Origin of the sequence: Clostridioides sp. GD02367 (genome assembly GCF_045900275.1) — a bacterium.
In the GTDB taxonomy this organism is placed as follows: domain Bacteria; phylum Bacillota; class Clostridia; order Peptostreptococcales; family Peptostreptococcaceae; genus Clostridioides; species Clostridioides difficile_A.
The window spans coordinates 232573-255275 of the sequence record NZ_JBJODK010000003.1 but is presented as its reverse complement, the minus strand read 5'-3'; the positions used below and the strand labels follow the sequence as shown (position 1 = coordinate 255275).

Below are 22703 nucleotides of genomic sequence, written 5' to 3'. Positions count from 1 at the left end.
AATTATAGATAAATAAATTATAAGGTAGGGGATAGAATTGAGTAACATAATAACTAATTTAATAGAGTCAATATTTACTAATCCGATAACTATATTGTTTTTACTTGCAATAACTTTATATTCTGTTTTTAAGATAATAGAAAATAACAGAGTATACTCGTTTGTAAGTTCAAAACTAGAAGAAATCAATAGAAACCATAAAACGAGTGAATTTTATGGAAAGGTAAGGAATGATTACTATACATATAGCAAAGAAAATCCTTATTCTGATGTAAATATAACTTCTTTTATAGAAGAAGTTGTATCAGATTTAAAACACAACAACTTACCACTTTTAGAGAAGATTAGAAGTATAAAAAATTCATCTTCAATAAGTATTTTGCTTGGAGTTTTAGGTACATTTGTTGGACTTTCTACAATGCTTTTATGTGTTGATACCAAAGACATTATAAATTCACTTCCTTCGACTATTAGTAGTATGCAGACTGCATTTACAACAAGCATCTTTGGAGTTGTATTTTCTCTAATTATAGGCTACTGTACAAAGATAAAAGATTGTGAACATGTTTTAATACAGATAATGTTAAAATGCGAAAATTTATTAACATCTGAGATAACTCATTTTAAATCAGAAAGAATGGATTTAAAAGTAGAAGAGGTAAAAAATACAATAAAACAAATAAGTAAGTCTATAGAAGCTATTGAAAAATTTGATAAAATATCTAAAGATTTAAATGACTTTAATGATGAATTCATAAGTGGAATAGAAGCTTTAAAAAGCCTTTTAGAGGGTTCTCAAAGCTCTATTAAGACTTTTGACCAAAGCGTAAGAAAATTAGATAAACAGTTTAATATTTTAAATGTAAAGTTTGTAAAACTGTTTGATAAGTATGATAATCAAGACAACATAAATAAAGAGATTTTATTCGACATAAAAGAATCTTCAAAAAATATATACAATGCTACTGAAAGCCAGTTTAAAATTAGAGACTACATAAAAAATATAAATGCAGGATTTGCTTTATATGAAAGAAGTGCCCAAGATTTATTAACTAAATTAATGACTCATGAAAATAAAATATCTCAAAATCAAAAAATCCTTTTAGATGAAAAGTTTACTCTAGATGATTCAATAAAAAATCTTTCAAGTATTATTGAAAACTTTTCTAATGACCTACAAGTTAAACTAGATATAATGTTTGAGAATTCTTTAGATATTCAAGATAAATTAGACGTTATGTTTAATAACTCTTTTATGCATGATGAAGTTCCTCTTGATAGTGAAGAATTATTTAAAGATGATATCGATAGTGTATTTAACCCTTTCAGCGAAGAAATTTATGAGATAGAAAATAATGAAATAAAGGTCATAGGTGAGGATGAGTTAAATGAATAATAAATATAGAAGAACTGTTAACAGAGAATTTGAAAAGAGTAGCTTTTGGCCAACATTTACAGATTTATTATCAACTGTATTGATGGTTGTGATTCTTATCTTATTTAGTTCAGAAAGTATTTCAGGTTCTGTCGAGCAAGATTTGGCCAAGAACGTCAATGCTTCTGTTGAGGAGACATTTAAAAAAAGTGGTATTCCTGTGAAAGTAGATAAGGTTAATGGTCAAGTAACCTTTGGTGAAAGAACCATGTTTGATGTAGATAGTGATGTTTTAAAACCAGAGGCTAAAGAAATGTTAAAAATGTTTGTTCCAAAGTACATAGAAACTATTTATAAAGATTATGGGGATTATATATCAAAAATAGTTATAGAAGGTCATACAGATGATGTAGGGAGCTATATATACAATTTAGACCTGTCCCAAAGAAGAGCATATAGTGTTGCAAAGTATATAGTAGGGGATGAGATTGGTGACTATAAATATAAAGATAAGGTTACTAGACATATTATTGCAATAGGAAGATCAAAAGCTGAACTTATAAAAGATGGAGATAATGGAGTAAACAGAGATGCATCTAGAAGAGTAGAGCTAAAATATGAAATAAATATTAATCAAAATAAATAATTGAATTTTTATAAAAAAAAAGAAGGCAGTTGGTGTGAGCTTTAAGCCTTCTTTAAGGAAAAAGTTTATTTATTTTTGTTGATATTTAACATATTATAGTTTTTAGAAAAAATTTGCAATATCTTAAACGTAAATGGTCGTTTAAAATGCATAACTGGGTACTACTGATGTAAAATATTTCATTTTATATAATATAAAATTTATAAGCAGTCAATTGTTGATATTATTATACGATAACAAGTCATTTAAAATAATATGTAGAAAAATATCATAAAAACCCATATAATGCTAGAGCTATTAGTATATTATATAGAGCTTAGAATAATTTAATTATTTATTAATTAGATTATAGTAGAAAAATAAAAAGGTAACAACTAACCTTAGTTGTTACCTTTTTATTTCTAATGAGAAAATTTAACTTTAATCATTTTTTTATCAATTGATAACCAAAACAGATTCCTGCTCCTCCAGATTTCTTAATTTGATACATTGCTTGGTCTGCTTTATTGATTAATTCTTCTGCATTATTTCCATCTTCTGGATAGCAAGCTATGCCAACACTAGTATTGCAGTATACTGAGCCATTTTTTAAATTCCATGGTTTTTTAAATCTATTATGTATAAAATTTATTAAATTGCGAATATTATCTTTTGTAATATCCCCACCAATTACAGCAACAAATTCATCTCCACCATTTCTATAAACAGAATTCTTAAGAAGTGGAATTGAAGAGAAAAAATCCCCAAGTTTTACAAGGAATTCATCACCAGCATCATGCCCATAATTATCATTAATTACCTTAAAGCCATCAATATCGAAAAAGATTACATATCCTTGTTCATCTTCTTTAGCATTGTCGATTCTATTTTTACATTCTTCAATAAGCATCCTTCGGTTTGGCAGACCTGTTAACACGTCATAATTTGCCATATATTCAATTAATTCTTCATTCTTTTTATTATCAGTTATATCTGCACTACTAACAAGATGAGCAAGACGACCATCAACCCACCTAAAAGCTGTACTAAATACTCTAAACCACGCTCCATCAAAAGGTCTTTGATAATTCCATGTATATACTCCTGTACTAGTCCCATTTTCATCAATAAGATTTTCTTGTGGACAAAACTCACAAGGAGATGTCTGTCCTGGGAAAAGAATTTGCCAGCATTTATGGTTTGAAAATTGAGATACGCCACCATAAGGAGCAGCCATTGACTCATTGACATATAAAATATCATATGTATAAAAATCAATTATATAAATATCTATGCCTGTATGATTTATTATTCCTTCAAGTGCAGTCTGTGTGAATAAAACTTTATTTCTATGTATTCTTATTCCTAAATACTTTTCAAGCATTGAAAGTACAATGGCTAATGTCTTAAGTTCAGAATCAGAAAAATCTACTTTACTGCATGTAGTATTTAGAAATAAGATAAAACCATAGTTATTAAAATATTCATCTACTACAGAAATTCCAAGCAAAGATTTTGCAGAAAAAATATTCATAAAGTCAATCTCACATGATTTATAATCTTTATTTTTATCTAGGTAGATTATTTCTTGATGAGCTAATTGATTTTGAAAATCTGACTTAATTTCACATGCATTGAAACTATTGCATAATTTTATATCATTCAAACTATAATTTTCAATTAAATTAAATTGATTATATTGGTCTGCTTCATATACTAAACCACATTCAAATGAGAAGGTATTACAGATAAGTTCAAGAGATTTAGTAATTGTTTTTGTATCTATCTGTTTTCCAATGAGCATATTAGCAAGTGCTTGAATAAGTGTATAATGTGAGTTATCTTTCATTTTTACCTCCTAAGTAAAAATCCTGTCAATAACTCATCATTTGGCTAAGTTTGAAATGAGAATTTCCTTCCTCAAATATAGGTTAAGATAGTTAAACTGACAGTTATCAAAGTTTAAAATTATATTTTTATATTACTAATAATGACTTATTTAGCTATTTTCTTTTAGTTAATACATATATTATAGTATATTTTTTTAATGGATTAAAGCTTAAAAATTCCTTATGATACAATTTATTATTATCACTATTATATTAAACATTATTACTTAAAAATACATAAAAAAGTAACAGTTTATATTGTAAAAATAAAGAAATAATAAAGGTATTATTTTTTCAATGTTAAGTCAATATAATCTGACTATATAAGAGAAATATTGATACTAAATAGTTAATTATGATAAAATAAGTCGATAGATGTTGTAAAGTATTATGAAAATGGAGGAGTAGTTTGTGATAGGAAGTAGTATAAAAAATAGTAATATAAAAAGTAAAAGAAATTCTAAATTTAAAGCTTTAGTATTTTTACTGATAATATCTATATCGATTTATTTGACTGGTTGCGATACATCAGATAATGCCAACAATCAATCAAATAACAAAGATTCCTTATCTAGTAGTATATCAAGTGATAAAAATGTAAAAATTCATTTTATTAACACTGGAAATAGTGATGCAATATTGATTCAAGAGGGTAAAACTTTTACATTGATAGATGGTGGGGATAATGATGATGAAAATTTAATGGTAGATTATCTTAATAAGCAAGGTGTAAAAGATATTAAGTATCTTATAGCTACCCATTCTCATGCAGATCACTTAGGTGGACTTGATTCTGTTGTCAAAAACTTTAACATAGAGAATGTTTTTGTATCAAATGGTTCAGCAGAAACAAAGAGTTATAGAGAATTTATAAATGCTTTGGTAGATAAAGATTTATCTCCAAGTGTACCACTTGAAAATAAGAAGTTTTATTTAGAAGATTCTTACTTTGAAGTTTTAAATACAAATGGTGGAGATACGACTAATGAACAATCTCTAGTTCTTGCATATACTAATGGTAAAGATAAAGCTTTATTTACAGGTGATGCTGAAGAAGGTACAGAAAAAGAGATACTATCAAAACTTAGCAAAGTAGACCTTTTAAAAGTGGCTCATCATGGTTCTCGTAGTAGTTCATCTCAAGCGTTTTTAGATAAAGTAGACCCTGAGTATGCAGTCCTTTTAGTAGGTAAAGGTAATTCATATGGTCATCCACATCAAGAAACAATGAACAAATTGGAAAAAATGGGAGTAAAGGTACATAGAAGTGATGAGTGTTCAGACATAATATTTGAATCGACAGGTGATGGAGTATTTACAAGTTGTAAAGATGGAAGCTATAAAAAAGGGGTTAGAGAAGATGGAAACTCTGAAAAATCAAATAACAATACAATAAAAAATGAACCTCTAAATAAAGAACAAAATGTATCTAATACATCAGAAATAGTGTATTTTACTCCAAAAGGGAAGAGTTATCACTCAACAAAAAATTGTAGTGGTCTTTCAAGAAGTAAAAAAATATTATCAGGTACTATTTCCGAAAGTAAAAAAAATGACCCATGTGATATATGTTATGGAAAATAATAAAAGAGCAAATAATAAAAAATAAAATAAATGCATAAAAAAAATAAGCTATAATTAGTAGATAACACATTTTATCTATACGAATAGCTTATTTTTTTAGTATTCTTTAAATAGTTATTTTATAACTCTAAATACACCAGTTACAATACCTACAATTTCAACTTCTGAATCATTAAGCATAATTGGTTCCATAAAATCATTTTCTGGCTGAAGTCTTATTAAGTGTCCTTCTTTAAAAAATCTCTTAACTGTAGCAGATTCACCATTTATAAGTGCAACTACTATCTGAGAATTCAAGGCTGTATTTTTTTTGTCTACTACAACGTAATCTTCATCTAAAATTCCTGCATTAATCATGCTTTCGCCTTTTACTCTTAATACAAAATTATTACTGCCCTTTACTAAACTGGCAGGGAATGGAATGTATTCCTCTATGTTTTGTTGAGCTAAAATGGGTTCTCCAGCTGTTATTTGACCTACTAATGGAAGTTCTATTATTTCTTGATTAGCTCCAGAAACATCATTTACTTTACTACGTTCTAAAACTTCAATAGCTCTTGGTTTAGTAGGGTCTTTTCTTATGTATCCCAGTTTTTCAAGTTTATTTAGATGAGAGTGTACAGTTGAAGTAGATCTTAACCCTACAGCAGTACATATTTCTCTTACAGCAGGTGGATAACCTTTTAATATGATTTGAGACTTTATAAATTCCAATATCAAGACTTGCTTTTCAGTTAGATCTAAATACATAACATCACTCATTTCTAAACATATTTTGTTTTTATTTCCATACGTTTTATATTTTTAATTATAACATAATCCATTTATATCTGCAAACATTTGTTCCTGATTTTTAATCATCCTCAATCCATTCAAAATTCTTAACTATATCACGTTTTACATTCTTTTTATGAGCTGCATAAAGCTGAGTAGTTGTGACATTATCATGGTCAAGTAAGTTTTGAACATCGTATATAGAAAATCCTGTTTGGATTAGGGAAGTCGCAGCAGTTGCTCTTAATTTATGAGGACTATATCCATTATCTCTAGTCGTATCCAGTGGAATAGAGGTATATTTTTTTACCAATGTTCTTATAGCTTTTGCTGTAATTCTCTTGTTTTGAAGAGATAAGAATAAAGCATCTTTTTCATCATCGTTTAATAAATCATCTCTTATTCTTTCATTTTGCAAGTAGTCTTTTATTACATGTTCGCAAGTATAGTTTATAGGCATTAAAACTTCCTTTCCACGTTTTCTATATATTTTAAATTCTCCTCTTGAAAAATTAAAAGAGGATATGTTTAATTCTCTAAGTTCGTTTAATCTAAGCCCATATGTAACAAATAGAGCTAAAATAGCTTTATCACGCAATTTAGTCTTTCTCCAATATACTTTTTCTTTTTCTGTAAGACCTTCACCTGTTTCTACTGATTCTAACATCTTAGCAACTTCATCTATTTCAAGACGTTTAATAGCATCTGGTTGAGGTTTAGGAAGTTTTATTGGATTAAATCCATCAGTTATATTATTATCTATTTGAGAGTTCCTATATAAGAATTTAAATAGAGTAGAGATGGATGATTTTTTTCTTGCCAAAGCTCTATTATTATTTTCAAAAATTAATGTGTTTTTTTCTGTATTTTTATAATATCTACTACAATAATCACCTAAGAATAAATTTATATCTCTTGATTTTATTGTATTAAAATCATCTTCAGTAATATCTTTTATACAATCTGCACTTGTTAATTCTTTAGTTTCAACCAAATATGAACAGAAAAAATTTATATCTTCTAAATAAGCAAGTCGTGTGGAAACTGCAACAGAGCCTTTTAAATATATAAAATAATCCTTCATAAATATAGGAAGTTTATTTTCCAAAAGTAGACATTTTTCTATAAGCTCATTTTCCTTGATGACGATATTATCAGGTTTATCTGATTTATTATGTATTTTTATAATTTTCTTATCATTATTCAAAATTAAACCTCCTAAAGTAAAAATATAAATCTTTTAAATTATATAAATTAATTATAAATCTTTAATTTAATTATTTTTGTATTTTTAAGAGATTAGTAGTGCTTTAATCGAGATTAGCACTAACTATTCCCTAAATCGACATTTAAAGACTAGTTAAGTTTGAGTACTCTTTTTTATTTCTCAATATATTTTAAGAATTATTCTATAAATATATTGAGAAATTTTATACTCTACTCAAATCTTTTTTATTTAATATTTTTATATGCTTCTAGTAAAGCTAAATATATTGTAAAATATACAGCTCTTTAATTAAAGTTTTTAAATGGACTGACCAAACTTAAAATATAAGATATTATTAGAGTTACCACTGAAAAAATAAGCCCTATCGCCATGAAAAAACTCACAAATATATTATATTGAACTATCAGACTGGATATATTCAAGTTATCAGGTCCAAGTAAGTATGTAATTAAACTTATCGCAAAAATAACTATGATTATAAAACTCAAACCATTTAAGCTGTTTTTTAAATCAGCACTACTAAGTGACATATGTGTAGATATAGAATACATTAGGAACATAAATATAAAATACTTAAATGAATATATACTAGGTGTTAACAACATTACTTTTATAAAATTAGAAATATCATCTATAATAATGTGTATAAAACCGTTTATATTGAAACTATTAATCATACTTACATATAATTTTAAGTCTATATTTTGTGTCACTTTCATATAACTCTCTGGCAACAATATATTAAAAAGTAAAATAATCATTATTGTTCCACCTATAATAGGTGCAATTCCTATAAAGAAATTTCCTATACTTTGATAAAGACTATCTTTCTTATAACTATGACTTACATATCCTAATATGCCATCATTTTTACTTTCTATTGGTCTGAAAAATTTAACTGAATTTATTTTATGCATAAAAATCAAGCACATTATCAAATGACTAAGTTCATGAATAAATGTTCCTATAGCTCCAGTTACAATAATCCCAGTTTTTCCAAAAGATGAAAATATAAATTTATTGTTTAGATTTTCTGTAATACTAAAAATCAGTCCAAAAACAATAAATATTCCTAAAAAGCAAAAGATATTTATCATACTTATTTTTAAAATTTCGATTATATGAATCATAAATTAAAACCTCATGTAGAAGTATCTGACTACTCTACTTCATATCCATTACAAGTTAGAATTTTACAAGCATTTTCTATATCTTTTTCTTTTATTAAAATATAATCTGTATCATATGTAGAAATTGCAAATATGCTTATTTTATTTTCTGCTAATAAGCCACTTAGTTTAGATAAAATTCCTATAAGTGAAAAATCTAAAGGCCCTAGCATCTTAAGTATTCTCCACTCTTTTTCCGACTTAACATCAGAAGGAATATTATTATTTGAACATACAACACTTAATTCATCCTCAGTCTTAGTTATAGAGTAAAAGTTTTTTGTATCTATCCATGTTGGTATTTTACTATCATTATTTAATCTACATACTGCATACTCTTCTGCAAATAATTTTAATTTCATAATGTACATCTCCTCCAAACTTATTTGTTTACTTAAGATTATACATTAAAAATTATATAAAATAAAACATATAACGTAAAAAAGGTTCACTATAGTATCCTATTTCTATAGCCAACCTTTAAAACTTAATTAAATTCTAATAAAAGATATATTATCTAGGTTCAATTATAAGTTTAATGGCTGTTTTCTTATCACCCTCGATTTCTATATCAGTAAATGCGGGAATGCAAACTAAATCCATTCCACTAGGTGCAACAAAACCTCTTGCTATTGCAATTGATTTTATCGCTTGATTTAGAGCTCCAGCTCCTATAGCTTGTATTTCTGCAATACCTCGTTCTCTCAGTACTCCAGCCAAGGCTCCAGCTACAGAATTAGGATTAGATTTTGATGAAACTTTTAGTACTTCCATTTCAACATCTCCTTGTTAATTTGTTAAAGTATCCATTACCTAAAGTACTAAATCACAATTGCCATTTACTAATTACAATCATCATTTAAAGTATACTTTTATAAAAATATACTTCTATAATTGTTTTAAGAAAACCTTTATTTTTTAAAACCATTTTATAATGAAAAAACTACAAATTTCTTTATATTCTATAAGCATTTTCCAATATTTCTAAATTTATTATATCTTTGAGTCATAATTTCTTCTTTATCCATATCTTTATAATGATTTAATCTTTCTAAAATATAAGCTTTTATTTCCTTTGAAACAGCTTCTACATCTTTTTGTGCTCCTCCAAGAGGCTCTTTTATAATCTTATCTATTATTTTTAAATCATACAAATCATCACTTGTAAGTTTCATAACATTACAAGCTTCTTTAGCTTTAGAAGAATCTTTAAATAGGATACTAGAAAGACCTTCAGGTGATATTACAGAATAAACTGAGTGTTCTAACATGCAAACATCATTACCTACTCCAATACCCAAAGCTCCTCCACTACCACCTTCACCAATTACAAAAGTGATTACTGGAACAGAAAGTTTACTCATTTCAAGTAAGTTTCTTGCAATAGCTTCTCCTTGTCCTCTTTCTTCTGCTTCTAAACCACAAAAAGCTCCTGATGTATCAATAAACGTTATTATTGGTCTATTGAATTTCTCAGCTTGTTTCATAAGTCTTAGTGCTTTTCTATATCCTTCTGGATGAGGCATTCCAAAATTTCTTTTTATATTTTCCTTCGTATCTCTTCCTTTTTGATGACCAACTATAGTAACATTGAATCTTCCTATCTGACCTATTCCTCCAACAATAGAAGGGTCATCTTTAAAAAGCCTATCTCCATGAAGCTCTAAAAAATTAGAACAAATGTGTTCTATGTATTCTAAAGTCGTAGGTCTTTTTATATCTCTACTTAACATCACTTTTTCATATGGAGATAGATGGGAAAAGGCTTCTTCTTTAAGTTTTTCCAATTTCTCATTAAGTGAATTTATTTTATCACTTAAATCTATATTATTTGCCTCAGAAATAGTTATTAATTGTTTAATATCATTTTCTAAAACCTTTATTTTTTCGCTATTATTTTCAATCAAAACAGTTCCTCCTTCATGCCCTATTTCTTGTGCATAGCAAGAATTTGATATAATACTTCCTTCATTTTTCTTCTATCTACTATCATGTCAATAAAACCTTTTTCAAGTAAAAACTCAGAAGTTTGGAATCCTTCAGGAAGTTTCTGATTTATTGTTTGTTCTATTACTCTTGGACCTGCAAAGCCTATCAATGTATTTGGTTCAGAAATTATAATATCTCCAAGCATAGCAAAACTAGCAGTTACTCCTCCTGTAGTAGGGTCAGTTAGAACTGATATATATGGCAATGATTTTTCTTCAAGTTTAGAAAGTGCTTGAGAAGTCTTTGCCATCTGCATAAGAGATACCATACCTTCTTGCATTCTAGCTCCTCCTGAAGCAGAACAAATAATTATAGGTAAATTATTTTCAGCAGCATATTCTATTGAATAAGTTATTTTCTCTCCAACAATAGAACCCATACTTCCCATCATAAAATCAGGATTCATTACACAAATAACTGTTTTAATTCCATTTAATCTTCCATAACCTGTGACAACAGCTTCTGACTCATTCGTTTTTTCCTTATAAGAGTCTACTTTTTCTTTGTATTTAGGAAAGTTTAGTGGGTTTTGAAATTCTACCTCAGAATTAAACTCCATAAAAGTTCCCTTATCAATCAATAAATTTATTCTTTTTCTTGCTCTTAAGCCATAATGTCTTGAACATTTTGGACATACAAATGAATTTTCTTCTATGTCCTTTCTAAATACATGACTATCGCAACCTTTGCAATAAGTCCAAAATTTATCATCTACACTATTCTTTTTAAAGTTGTCATCTAAAGAAATCGTAACATACTTAGATTCTTTTGATGATAAAAATTTTTTTATCATAATCTATTTACTCCTTATAATGTAGCAAATTCTTTCTTCATAAAGACATCTTCTATAAATTTGGTATGATGAGTATCTTCTCTAAACTCTTCACTTGTTACAAGTGCCTTTTGGAATTCTACATTTGTATTAATACCTTCTACAATAATTTCGTCTAGAGCTCTATACATTCTATTTATACATTCTTCTCTAGTCTCAGCCCAACATATTAATTTACCTATCATAGAATCATATAAAGGTGGTATGGTATATCCTGCATATACAAAAGTATCAAATCTAACACCAAAACCTCCAGGTAAATTTAACGATTCTATCTTACCTGGTGATGGAGCAAAGTTATTTGATGAATCTTCAGCATTTATTCTACACTCAATAGCATGACCTCTAAAAGTAATATCTTCTTGTTTAAAAGTAATTTCTTCCCCATTAGCTATAGATATTTGAAGCTTTATAAGGTCAAGACTTGTTACCATCTCTGTAACTGGATGTTCAACTTGTATTCTTGTATTCATCTCTATAAAATAAAAGTTTTTATCTTTGTCAACTATAAACTCAATAGTACCAGCACCAATATAACCTACACCTTTTACTATATCTACTGCGATTTTATGAAGTTTTTGTCTCTCTTCATCTGAAAGGTATGGACTTAAAGATTCTTCTATTACTTTTTGATTTCTTCTCTGCATAGAACAATCTCTATCACCTAAATGTATTGCATTTGAGTGTTTGTCCCCAAATACTTGTACTTCTATATGTCTAGGATTTTCTATGAATTTTTCCATATATAAATCGCTATTAGAAAATGCCGCTAGAGCTTCTGAACTTGCCATGTCAAAATTTGAAAAAAGTTCTTCTTCTTTTCTAACGATTCTCATACCTTTTCCACCGCCTCCACTTGAGGCTTTTATCATAACAGGATAGCCAATTTCTCTTGCAACTTCTAAAGCTTCTTCCTTAGTTTTCAAAACAGATTCTGAACCAGGAACAACAGGGATATTTAATTCCATCATAGTTTCTCTTGCTCTAGATTTATCTCCCATCAAAATCATTTGTTCTCTTGTTGGACCTATAAAAATAATATTATTCTCTTCACATTGTCTTGCAAATTCAGGATTCTCTGATAAAAAACCAAAACCTGGATGAATAGCATCACACTTTAATTTAAGAGCAAGGTATATTATATTTTCTATATTGTTATAACTCTTGCTTATATTGTTTGGCCCTATACAAATAGATTCATCAGCTATATATCTATGAAAACAATCTTTATCTATTTCAGAATAGATAGCAACAGTCTTTATACCTAATTCTTTACATGTTCTGATGATTCTAACTGCTATATCGCCTCTATTTGCAACTAGTATTTTTTTTATCAACTTAAATACCTCCTACTACAATGGTTTTATCTTAAATAAAGGTTGATTATATTCTACTAGTTCTTCATTATCAACTAATACTTCAATTATTTCACCTTTAATTTCACTTGTTATCTCATTCATAAGCTTCATCGCTTCTAATATACATAAAGTATCGCCTTCTTCAACTACATCGCCAACTTTGACAAAACTATCTGCATCTGGACTTGGAGAATCATAGAATGTTCCCATCAAAGGAGCTACTACCACTGATAGATTCTCATTAGATGCGACAGGTATATCGTTTACAACTGGCTTTTCTAAAGAAAGATCCACTACTGATTCTTGTTGTACGCTTAAAACAGGTGAACTTGTAACTTGAGCTTTTTTAGATACTTCTAATTTTAAATCGCTGCTTTCAAGTTTTACATATTCTAAGTTAGTTGAGTCTATAACCTTTAATAATTCCTTAATTTCATTGATGTTCATGTTGTTACCCCCTTGTATTATTACCTGGTGCTAATATTATATCACAAAAAACAAATTTATAAAAGAAAAAGTGCTGACTAGAGAATCAACACATTAATATATATTTTAATTTTAGATTAACAACAAGTAACTTATATTTGTTTTAATTTTCCATTATTAATATAGATTATAAGTATAAAATGAATAAAATTCAATATTTTTTGCAAAATACAAGAGAATACAAATTAATACCTCGGGGATTTTTAAGACAAATACCAATATTATGCAATTTAGACTTCGCTTTCTTTCAAATTAGTATCATTTTCTTTATCTTTACATAGAATATACTTTAACTTAGTTATTAAAATATCACTATACATGTTAAAAGTTATTAAAATTGCAGGAATTATAAAATAAACTCTAGCACCTATAAAGCCAAAAACTACTGTAAGAAATATTAATCTTTTATTTAAAGTAAAAAAAGGTATATTAAAGATACTTTTATCAGATGTCTTTGGAGTATAAGAACATATAATTCCAAAAATTACAGTTAACATACAAAGTGGGAGTAATATATAACTTGAAATTATTCCTAAAAAGCCGATACTTTCAAAGTATTTACTAGCACTATTTGTATAAACAAACATGTATCCATTTAAGTAAGCGCATATACACGATATAATGCCAAAAGTTCCTCCTAGGGATTGAGTGTACCAATTAAAAAATTTAGATTCCATATACCTCACCTCCTAAAACTGTATATATAATGATATGCGTTTAAATAATGAAATATATCTTTATATGCTTATGAATAAATTTTTGTTAATTTCATTAATTTATGTTTAAGAAATTTGAAGTATAGTGTAGTATATATTAATGTAGATAAAGTTTTATGCTACTCAATTAATTTATCTCATTATGGATTTAACACAGGTTTAAAAATTATTACAGGGTTTTATATTTTTGTTGAGCTGAAAAATTTATTATAAATGAAGGGATGTTTTCGCTTTGGTAGATACATTAGAATTTGGTCTTAAAATTTTATTTTTTATATTATCAATTATTTGGATGGGTAAAATAATGATTTTAAGAACTGATAAGCAAATAGTAATCAATCCTTTGCTTATTGGTATATCTGCAGTCCTTGTGATGTTGCATACCTCACAAAGTAACATTGAATTTTTTGGACTAGATGTCCAGTATATAAGAATAGTTTTATATATCATATATTCATTAATAATTTTAATAGGAATATGGGCTACTAACAGAAGAAATGGTATTTTCTAGATAATCTATTTTTAATAGATATCTAAAGGTTGCTAGTAACAAAGTGCTAATAATAGTGCTCTGTTACTAGCAACCTTTATTTTAGTTATACATTTAAATTAAAAATTAAATTATTAAGTAAGTTGACATATACTTATTTTACATTGAAAGTGATTAGAACTTCTTGAGATGTATTTAAATCATTTTTGTCACTTAGTACAACTTTTACTACAGCTTGACCTGTTTTATTACCTTTAACAGTCATACCTTCATATGAAATTATGTTTTTATCACTTACAGATACAGTAAAATCTAAATCCTTTGGAAGGCTATCAGTAACTTCCCAATACTTATAATAGCTATCAATTTTCTTTGTAATTATTTTTCTCAAATCAATACTTTCACCTTTTGCTATATCAACATTATGATATTTAGAATCCAGTTTATATTGATTGTCTTTTGTATCAATAAAATTCAAATCACAATTCACATCCACACCATTATCAGAAAGAGAATTTACTACACCATCATCAACCAGATAATTATTTGCTAAATTGATTGAATCCATATCTTTTAGACTTAAAGCTTCCCTAGGAACTTCTTTTATGTTATTGTTCCAAAAAATAAAATTGTCTACATTTTCAAGATAGGATATTCCTTTTAAATTTGAAATGTTTTCACCAGTTGCATAAAATTCTCCATCTAAAGCCTTTATATTGCTTATAGTCATCTCATCTGGGTTTATATATCGTTTTACAACTGCTCTTAGATTGGCATCAGGAAAAATATTTTTAAGTTGATTGTCGCTTAAAACATTATCATTTGAATTTATTGGACTTAAAGCTGCCGCAGAAATAAGAAATGGTATTACATTAGCTAAATTCATAGTACCCTCCCACATAAATTTTTTATATATAGTAATTTAATTTCTATGAGAGGGTTCTGTTTCCTTGTTGTATATACCTACTTTCGTACACTTTATTAATATAAATTAAAATAAATTTCTACTATTAAACTTATAAACATATTGCTAGTTACGTTTTTTAGCCTCACATCTAAATATTCGCATACCTTGTGACATAAATTTGTCCTCATACTCTGTTGTAACATTATTTTCATACTCACTATTTCCTAAATCAAGAGAAATATTCTTCAATAGCCAATTATTTGCAGCAATTTCATTTAAACTAAACTCGAATAATTTTTCATTATCTGTTTTAAAGTGAATTTCGCCATTATCTTCTAAAACCTTGTTATACATATCTAAAAATCCAGAATGAGTGAGTCTTCTTTTACTCCATCTATTTTTAGGCCATGGGTCACAGAAGTTTATATAAATTCTTGACAATTCTTTAGCTTCAAAGTAATCTAAAATATTACTTACATCTCCCCATAAAAATAATATATTATTTAAATTAGAAACATCAGCCTTTTCAACAGCCTTTAAAAGAACTTCTTCTTTAAGTTCCATAGCAATATAATTTATGTCAGGGTTTTGCTGGGCTAAAGTTGTTATAAACTTACCTTTACCAGTACCAAATTCCACATGTATTGGATTATCATTACCAAACTTAAAACTCCACTTACCTTTTAATTCTTCTATATCGTCTCTTAAAACGTATTTTGTATAACTTAAAAGTTTTTCATCTGCACCTTTTTTTCGTCTTCTTCTCACAATAATTCTCCTTATATATAAAAATTAGTAAAATACATTTTTTATTATACATTATCTAAGCAAAAAATAAAAAGAACTCTCTTAAAATAGAAATCTATTTCTATAAAGAGAGCTCTTAATCTGCTAAAAAATTAATCTTAGTGGCACCCTGAACACCCAGAGCATCCTCCTCCACCTTGATCTTTCATATTTTCAGGAATAACTCTAAATCCAAATCCTGTATCTTCTATTATTATATCTCCATACTGACTATATTCATCAGAGCTCATTACAAATTGTAATTCTCCAACTTCATAAGTTAAGTCATCTTCTTTTTTCTCATCTAAAGCTAATCCAAAAGAAGGACCTCCACAACCAACACCTGCAAAGTATACTCTTATATTATTAGGTTTATCTTGATTGTCTTTTAAGATACTTTTCAAAGTATCAATAGCTGTTTCTGGTAAAGTAATTTTCATTAAATCATTCCCTTTCAAATATTTTATTAAAACAATATCTATTATATACCCATATAAGGTACATAATCAATTAGTTTTTGCATATTTTACTAAAACTTCTGCCAAATATTACTTAAAGCTTTAAAATATTTTATATGATATTTTATTTACTTAAGTAAATACCCTATTGTATGCATAGTAAACAAATAAAAGTTTTGCTAAAAAATATAATTCTTTTATTTGTTGCCTTAATATTATAACACATTTGATAATGACCAATTCATATATGCAAAATTTATATATTTGAAAGCTTCTCTGTATACAACAAGAAAAGCACAATGGTACGTATCATCGTGCTTCTTCTTTCTTTTTATAATTTCCATTTGTAACTACTCAAAGATGTTGTGGCTATAACAATGCAAAATGGCTACTCTCAATAACTGATTTCATCTGACATAAGCAAAAAGGATGTCCAGCTGGGTCAAACATAACTTTCCAATCATCAGAAAATTGCTCTTTTGCGATTGTCGCTCCACAATGAATTGCATACTGAACTGCCTTTTCCAAATCATTAACAGCAAAATCCATATGAGCCATCTGCTGTTGAGCTTCGGGCTTTCCTGGCCATACAGGTTGTTTATACTCAGGATTTCGTTGGAACGTTATACCAGGATATGTACCTTGATTTGTTCCTGGAGCACCAACACATGCAAATTCTTCATTATAAAATGGTATTTCCCACTTAAGTAATGTTGCATAGAATTTTGCTAATTCATATGGGTCTTTACAATCCATTGTAAATGAATACATTTTTATTTTCAATTCATCATACATAACTTAATTACCTCCAATAATCTAAATTCAAACATTGAGTTTGTAAGCTATTTTACGTGTCCTTATATTATGTATTAAGTATTTAGTTCTTGCAATATAAAAAAACTTATATTTTAACATTTTATAATTATTGAAACTGTTTAATAAATTCAGCAGGCTACATCGTATGTTTTGAAACTTCTTCAACACTCAGACCTAGTTTTAACAACCTTTTTATGACACTTTCCATGCTCTCTGAAACTTCTAATTTATTGGTAATTCATATCCTAGCAACTCATTATACAATTAAACCATCTAAAACTGTAATAGTACGGCTACTACTTTTAGCTGCTTCTAATGAGTGAGTTACCATAATTATAGTTTGACCACTTTCTTTGTTTATTTTACTTAGTAAATTTATTATTTCTGTTCCTGTATTGCTATCTAAATTTCCAGTAGGTTCATCAGCAAATAAAATTTCTGGCTTTCCTATTAAAGCCCTAGCTATAGCAACACGTTGTTGTTGACCACCAGATAACTCTCGTGGTGTATGTTTACGTCTATCACATAAACCTACTATATCTAATATTTCATCTAATTGATTTTTATAATCTTTTAAATTCTTACCATCTAATAATAAGGGAAGCATTATATTTTCTTCAACATTTAGATTTGGTATTAGATTATAAAATTGAAATACAAATCCTATATTTCTACGACGTATTATACTCATATTATCATCATCAAAATGTGATATATCAGTTCCATTTATATACACTTTTCCATTAGTTGGAGTATCTAAGCCTCCTAAGATATATAAAAGAGTGCTTTTCCCAGAACCAGATTGACCCATAATAGAAACAAATTCACCTTTCATTACTTGCAAGGATATATCTTTTAGCACCCTAGTTTTTGCATTTCCAATTTTGAATTCTTTAATAATATTTTTAGCTTCTACAGCTAAACTCTTAAATGTAGTTTTCATATTAACCTCCATTATTATTCAAATTTAATTTCTTCTACTAGATTCATTTTCTTACTTTTTACAATTGGGACTATTGAACCTATTAAAGTTATTACAATTCCCAATAATCCCACAATAATAAATGTTTTAAAATCCAATTCTGGGGACATTGAAATCTTTGGTCCTGCAACTATGAATATAGTTTGAATTTCCATTATAGATATTACAATTCCAATAATAGAACCTAGCAACCCTGAGGTAAAACCTTCAATCAATGTCATTTTTACATTTTGTTTATTACTTTGCCCTACGGATTTATACATAGCTATAGAACGTCTTTTTTGAATATAATTAATTATTAGGTTATTGATAATCCCAACTGTAGCAAGAATAAAAATGAAATAGGTCATTTTATTCATAGGAGATAAAAAACTATTTATAGTTTTTAAAGCATCATTATTAAATTCTTTAACTGTACGGCTCCAGTTAGATGTATCTTTAAATAAGTCTCTTATCTGAATCATAACAGCATCTGGATTAACTGCTGTATATGTTAAAAGACCATAATTAGTTTCATCAAAATCACTAACAGCATAATGTGATGGTATAACAGCTTCTACATCACTTGCACGAGATTTAAAACTACCTAGTATTTTATAAGAAAATTCATATTTATCATTAGATAAAGTTACTGTCTCTCCTATAGATAAACCTAGTTTTTTTAAAGTATCTTCGTTCAAAATAACAGAACGCTTATCTTCAAAAGATTCAATTACTTGTTTTTTCATATCAGAATTTGTATAATTGATTGCAAGCATAGAACTATACAATTTTAAATTATCTGTGGCTTCTAGTCTTGAAAATGTTGTATTGTTACCACAAATCTTATTATTCATAACATAAATAGGTAAAATATTTTTAATTCCACTTATATGTCTAACATCTTCAATAAACTCTTCATCCATCTTTCCATCTGCAAAACCTTGTAGTTCTGCATCACGAAATACATCACCTACATAAGTTTTGACAAAACTGCCAACAACACTTATTACAATCACTGCAGAAATACTTATAAATAATAACGTAATATTCTGTGTAATATTTTTGTTATTTTTCATATTTCTAGCAGCTAATTTCCCCTCATTACCTAAAATCTTTTCATAAACAAACTCAAAAATTGTAGACATGGTATCAGTAAAAAGAGGTATTAACACAATAGTAGATACGATTAATCCCAGTAATGAAAATCCACCAGCTAAATACAGTGTATTTTCAGGTGATATTCTTGGTAGTAGAATAGACAAAATAAGTATAATAGTGCCTATAAAAAGTATATGACGATTTGAAACATTCTTTTCTTCTACAGTTCCTAATACGACATTTTTAATAGGTAAACGACTAGCTTTTCTAACAGGCATATATGCACTAAATAAAGAAACAATTATTGCTACTATAACAGAGACAATCACCCCAAGAGGAGATATTACTGTTGGAATTGATATTCCTTGTTCAAGAGAATTTCCAAGTCCATGTAGCATAATATTTAAAACAACGATACCAATAGGAATAGCAATCACTTCTCCAATACTTCCATATAGCAAACTTTCAAACATTAAAATATAAGTTACAGTTTTTTCATTAGCTCCAACACTTCTAAAAGTACCAATAAATGGAATGCGTTCTAGTGTAATCACTTTATAACTACTGTATATGATAAATATACTAAGAGTTAATGCGAAAAAGCTTATTAAGAAGAAAGGCATTGTTTTTTGTCTAGCATCTGCAACTATCTTACTTTCATTTATGGTACTTGATACCTTGTATTTTTCAGTTGTAAGTTCTTCAGACAATTTACTTACTAGACTTTCTGTCTTTTCTCCTTTTGATTTGATAAGAACTCTTGTATATCCATTTCCTTTATTTAATATTTTAGATAGAGTTTCTTTAGGTAATAGTGCATTTACACCTCTTGTATGTCTCAAAAATACTGTATCATATGAAGCAATATCACTAACTTCAAAAGTATAGGGCTTCCCATAGATTTGTAAAGTAATGGAATCATCTTTTTTTATTTTATATTTTGATGTAAAACGGTTGGGAAGAATAATCTTATCACCAGAAAAATCAGTAATACTATTCCCGTTTTCCAATCGTGGTTTGTTGATTTTATTCAGTTGATTTAAGTCTGCTGATATAAGACTGAATGATTCATAATATCCATCTGTATGATAAATAGCAGAACTTTCTAATATCCCAACCTTTGATTTTATAGAATTTAGATTAGGAATATCTTCTAGACTAGTTAACATATCTGGATTTTTATTTTGGATAGATATAGTTGCACTACCAAACATACCTCTTGCCATCTTTCTCTGTGCACTTTCGTAAGATAATCCAATCGAGAACGAAACAAAAAGTAAAACTGTCGATAAAACTATGGACAATAACATAACTGTCGTCCTAATTTTTCTTTCTCTAACATTTGTTAAAATATACTTTAATATAATCTTCAAATTTACACCTACTTCCTTAATTAAATTTAACCTAGACTTAGATTTAATCCAATCTATGTAGAATCTCTAATACAACTTTTTATTCTGTTTTCAACTAAACAAAATCCTAAATAAAAAAGATTGATAAACTATTATATAAACATAATAATCTACCAATCTTAATATATTTTTTAATTAACCTTAATTAACCTTAATTAAGTGGAAAGCAGATATGAAATGAACTGCCTAGACCCAATTCACTTTCAATAGATATATCTCCTTTATGAATTTCAATGATTTGCTTTGTTATTGCTAATCCTAAGCCAGTTCCATTTTTTCTTTGCTTTTGCGTGGTTCCTCTATAATAACGATTAAATAAATTTGACACTTCTTCGCTTGTAATCCCTTTTCCATTATCTGAAATAGTAATTTCAATTTGTTCATTCAACGCTATATTCACAACAACTTTGGTATCCTTATTTCCATATGTAAAAGCATTAATGATAAGATTACTAAAAGCACGTTTTAATAGTGTATAATCAAAACTAAAGTTAATAATGTCTGTATCATTTTTAAATTCAATTATATTTGACTCATACTCTGGGTAGTTTAAAATATCAATGGACAATTCCTTCAAAAACCTTACTAAATCATCATTTTTCTTATTTAAAGGAATAATTCCATTTTGTAATTGATAGGTTAACTTTAAATCGCTTATAAGTTTATTTGTATATTCTATATTTTTTAACATGATTGAAGCGTATTTATGTATCTTTTCGGATGAATGAGTAATACTGTTATCTGCAAGGAGTTCTGCATATCCTTTTATTGGTGAAAGTGGAGTTTTTAAATCATGGGTTATATTTGAAATCCATTCTTCTCGCATAATATCAGTTTTCTTTTGTATCTCGTCACTTTTATGAATTTCTTCACTCAGAAGATTTAAACTATTATAAACATCAGCAAAAACTCCTTTAATCTTAATTGGTAGATAGCTTCTTTTTGAAACATCACTAACAGCAATTGTAATATTGGAAATACACTTTGTTACCCAGTAACTATAAATGACTCCAAAAATCAAAATTATTAAAAATATAATTACTATAATTGAAAATATAATTGACTTTCCACCTATAAATTTATTACCATCAAAAAACATATTTACTTTAGATATATTTAATGGAAAATGTATAATATAAATAAAATCATTTTTGTTATTTGTAATAGTATTAAAGTATGTAGTGCCATCACTAGAATTATTTTGCTCAACTAATGATAACAATTCAGAATTAGAATAGTAATTTTTATGGTCTTTGGGTTCCGAAAATCCATAAACTATATTTCCATTAGAATCTAAAATTTGCAACCACAATTTGTTTTCTTGAAGTTTTTCTAAACCATATTCTTTTATTTGTGGTTTATTATCTATAAACATTATTTGTTCATTAAAATCTTCTGTAAATTTTTTAGCCCAATCACTATGAACATACTTCCCATTTGGCTGTTGAATAGTAATAAGGGATAAGAAAATGCCTATTACAATAAAAATTAAACAAAGAAAAATTACGAAAAAAATAAGGTATGAATGGAGTATTGTCTTGTAACTAGGTTTACGCATTTAATCAACTCTTTTCTTAAGCTTGTATTTTGATTTAAAAATATAACTATCTATATAAATTATATTTATATTACTTTATGTTATCAAGATAGTTATTGTCTTCAATAAATTCAAATAAAAGTATATCAGCATATTAAACAATATAAAGAAATTCTTCATATAACTGTCTTTATAGGGGATACTTTATAA

23 protein-coding genes are annotated in these 22703 nt (G+C 27.4%); 4 read left to right on the top strand and 19 right to left on the bottom strand.

Annotated features, from left to right (window positions below; translation table 11 throughout):
- Window positions 1-37 precede the first annotated feature (37 nt).
- Both Q3223_RS05450 and Q3223_RS05445 read left to right on the top strand, forming a co-directional pair.
- On the top strand, window positions 38-1396 hold the full coding sequence (locus Q3223_RS05450) for a hypothetical protein (RefSeq protein ID WP_407811741.1): 1359 nt from the start codon (window positions 38-40) through the stop codon (window positions 1394-1396).
- Window positions 1389-2021, top strand: a complete 633-nt coding sequence (locus Q3223_RS05445) for an OmpA family protein (protein WP_054270362.1) — start codon at window positions 1389-1391, stop codon at window positions 2019-2021. The genes Q3223_RS05450 and Q3223_RS05445 overlap by 8 nt, the downstream gene beginning before the upstream one ends.
- 424 nt (window positions 2022-2445) lie before the next feature.
- On the opposite strand, the gene Q3223_RS05440 is transcribed toward Q3223_RS05445, so the two are convergent.
- Window positions 2446-3849 (bottom strand): GGDEF domain-containing protein, encoded by a 1404-nt coding sequence (locus tag Q3223_RS05440; RefSeq protein WP_284181937.1) that lies wholly within the window; start codon window positions 3847-3849, stop codon window positions 2446-2448.
- A gap of 466 nt (window positions 3850-4315) precedes the next feature.
- Here Q3223_RS05440 and Q3223_RS05435 point away from each other — a divergent pair, with 466 nt between their 5' ends.
- Entirely contained in the window at window positions 4316-5473 is a 1158-nt protein-coding gene (locus tag Q3223_RS05435; RefSeq protein ID WP_407811783.1) for a ComEC/Rec2 family competence protein, read from the top strand.
- Between the two features lie 114 nt (window positions 5474-5587).
- On the opposite strand, the gene lexA is transcribed toward Q3223_RS05435, so the two are convergent.
- The 10 genes from lexA to Q3223_RS05385 form a co-directional block, all read right to left on the bottom strand.
- Entirely contained in the window at window positions 5588-6223 is a 636-nt protein-coding gene (lexA, locus tag Q3223_RS05430; RefSeq protein ID WP_054270364.1) for a transcriptional repressor LexA, read from the bottom strand.
- A 103-nt stretch (window positions 6224-6326) separates the two neighbouring features.
- Window positions 6327-7454, bottom strand: a complete 1128-nt coding sequence (locus Q3223_RS05425; RefSeq protein WP_407811740.1) for a tyrosine-type recombinase/integrase — start codon at window positions 7452-7454, stop codon at window positions 6327-6329.
- A 305-nt stretch (window positions 7455-7759) separates the two neighbouring features.
- Complete coding sequence (locus tag Q3223_RS05420) at window positions 7760-8605, bottom strand: hypothetical protein (RefSeq protein ID WP_054270366.1); 846 nt, start codon at window positions 8603-8605, stop codon at window positions 7760-7762.
- Window positions 8606-8634: 29 nt separating this feature from the next.
- Entirely contained in the window at window positions 8635-9006 is a 372-nt protein-coding gene (locus tag Q3223_RS05415; protein ID WP_407811739.1) for an ACT domain-containing protein, read from the bottom strand.
- A 151-nt stretch (window positions 9007-9157) separates the two neighbouring features.
- Window positions 9158-9418, bottom strand: coding sequence for a stage V sporulation protein S (locus tag Q3223_RS05410; protein WP_003424039.1), 261 nt, complete (start codon window positions 9416-9418; stop codon window positions 9158-9160).
- A 188-nt stretch (window positions 9419-9606) separates the two neighbouring features.
- The gene (locus Q3223_RS05405; RefSeq protein WP_054276744.1) at window positions 9607-10551 is read right to left on the bottom strand and encodes an acetyl-CoA carboxylase carboxyltransferase subunit alpha; all 945 of its coding nucleotides are present in this window, start codon (window positions 10549-10551) and stop codon (window positions 9607-9609) included.
- A gap of 20 nt (window positions 10552-10571) precedes the next feature.
- Window positions 10572-11426 carry an acetyl-CoA carboxylase, carboxyltransferase subunit beta gene (accD, locus tag Q3223_RS05400; protein WP_054270369.1) on the bottom strand — a complete coding sequence of 285 codons (855 nt, stop codon included), beginning with the start codon at window positions 11424-11426 and terminating at the stop codon, window positions 10572-10574.
- 14 nt (window positions 11427-11440) lie between these two features.
- A complete protein-coding gene (accC, locus tag Q3223_RS05395; protein WP_219673993.1) occupies window positions 11441-12802 on the bottom strand; it encodes an acetyl-CoA carboxylase biotin carboxylase subunit in 1362 nt (453 codons plus the stop codon).
- Window positions 12803-12817: 15 nt separating this feature from the next.
- Entirely contained in the window at window positions 12818-13270 is a 453-nt protein-coding gene (gene accB, locus Q3223_RS05390) for an acetyl-CoA carboxylase biotin carboxyl carrier protein (RefSeq protein WP_054270371.1), read from the bottom strand.
- A gap of 269 nt (window positions 13271-13539) precedes the next feature.
- On the bottom strand, window positions 13540-13986 hold the full coding sequence (locus tag Q3223_RS05385) for a hypothetical protein (protein WP_054270372.1): 447 nt from the start codon (window positions 13984-13986) through the stop codon (window positions 13540-13542).
- Between the two features lie 271 nt (window positions 13987-14257).
- Here Q3223_RS05385 and Q3223_RS05380 point away from each other — a divergent pair, with 271 nt between their 5' ends.
- Complete coding sequence (locus tag Q3223_RS05380) at window positions 14258-14536, top strand: hypothetical protein (RefSeq protein WP_003424072.1); 279 nt, start codon at window positions 14258-14260, stop codon at window positions 14534-14536.
- A gap of 133 nt (window positions 14537-14669) precedes the next feature.
- Here the strand turns inward: Q3223_RS05380 and Q3223_RS05375 are convergent, their stop codons facing one another.
- The 8 genes from Q3223_RS05375 to Q3223_RS05340 all read right to left on the bottom strand — a co-directional run bounded on the left by Q3223_RS05375 (window position 14670) and on the right by Q3223_RS05340 (window position 22514).
- Window positions 14670-15401, bottom strand: a complete 732-nt coding sequence (locus Q3223_RS05375) for a hypothetical protein (protein ID WP_054270373.1) — start codon at window positions 15399-15401, stop codon at window positions 14670-14672.
- 144 nt (window positions 15402-15545) lie between these two features.
- On the bottom strand, window positions 15546-16190 hold the full coding sequence (gene trmB, locus Q3223_RS05370; RefSeq protein WP_054276748.1) for a tRNA (guanosine(46)-N7)-methyltransferase TrmB: 645 nt from the start codon (window positions 16188-16190) through the stop codon (window positions 15546-15548).
- A 137-nt stretch (window positions 16191-16327) separates the two neighbouring features.
- Window positions 16328-16648: a hypothetical protein gene (locus Q3223_RS05365; RefSeq protein WP_003424083.1), complete on the bottom strand. Its 321-nt coding sequence runs from the start codon at window positions 16646-16648 to the stop codon at window positions 16328-16330.
- A gap of 233 nt (window positions 16649-16881) precedes the next feature.
- Window positions 16882-17010 carry a hypothetical protein gene (locus Q3223_RS05360; protein WP_265327125.1) on the bottom strand — a complete coding sequence of 43 codons (129 nt, stop codon included), beginning with the start codon at window positions 17008-17010 and terminating at the stop codon, window positions 16882-16884.
- A 25-nt stretch (window positions 17011-17035) separates the two neighbouring features.
- Window positions 17036-17461 (bottom strand): VOC family protein, encoded by a 426-nt coding sequence (locus Q3223_RS05355; RefSeq protein ID WP_054270376.1) that lies wholly within the window; start codon window positions 17459-17461, stop codon window positions 17036-17038.
- Between the two features lie 277 nt (window positions 17462-17738).
- Window positions 17739-18425, bottom strand: a complete 687-nt coding sequence (locus Q3223_RS05350) for an ABC transporter ATP-binding protein (RefSeq protein ID WP_167640353.1) — start codon at window positions 18423-18425, stop codon at window positions 17739-17741.
- 14 nt (window positions 18426-18439) lie between these two features.
- Window positions 18440-20917 carry an ABC transporter permease gene (locus Q3223_RS05345; RefSeq protein ID WP_407811738.1) on the bottom strand — a complete coding sequence of 826 codons (2478 nt, stop codon included), beginning with the start codon at window positions 20915-20917 and terminating at the stop codon, window positions 18440-18442.
- A gap of 190 nt (window positions 20918-21107) precedes the next feature.
- Window positions 21108-22514, bottom strand: coding sequence for a sensor histidine kinase (locus Q3223_RS05340; RefSeq protein ID WP_407811737.1), 1407 nt, complete (start codon window positions 22512-22514; stop codon window positions 21108-21110).
- Window positions 22515-22703: the final 189 nt, after the last annotated feature.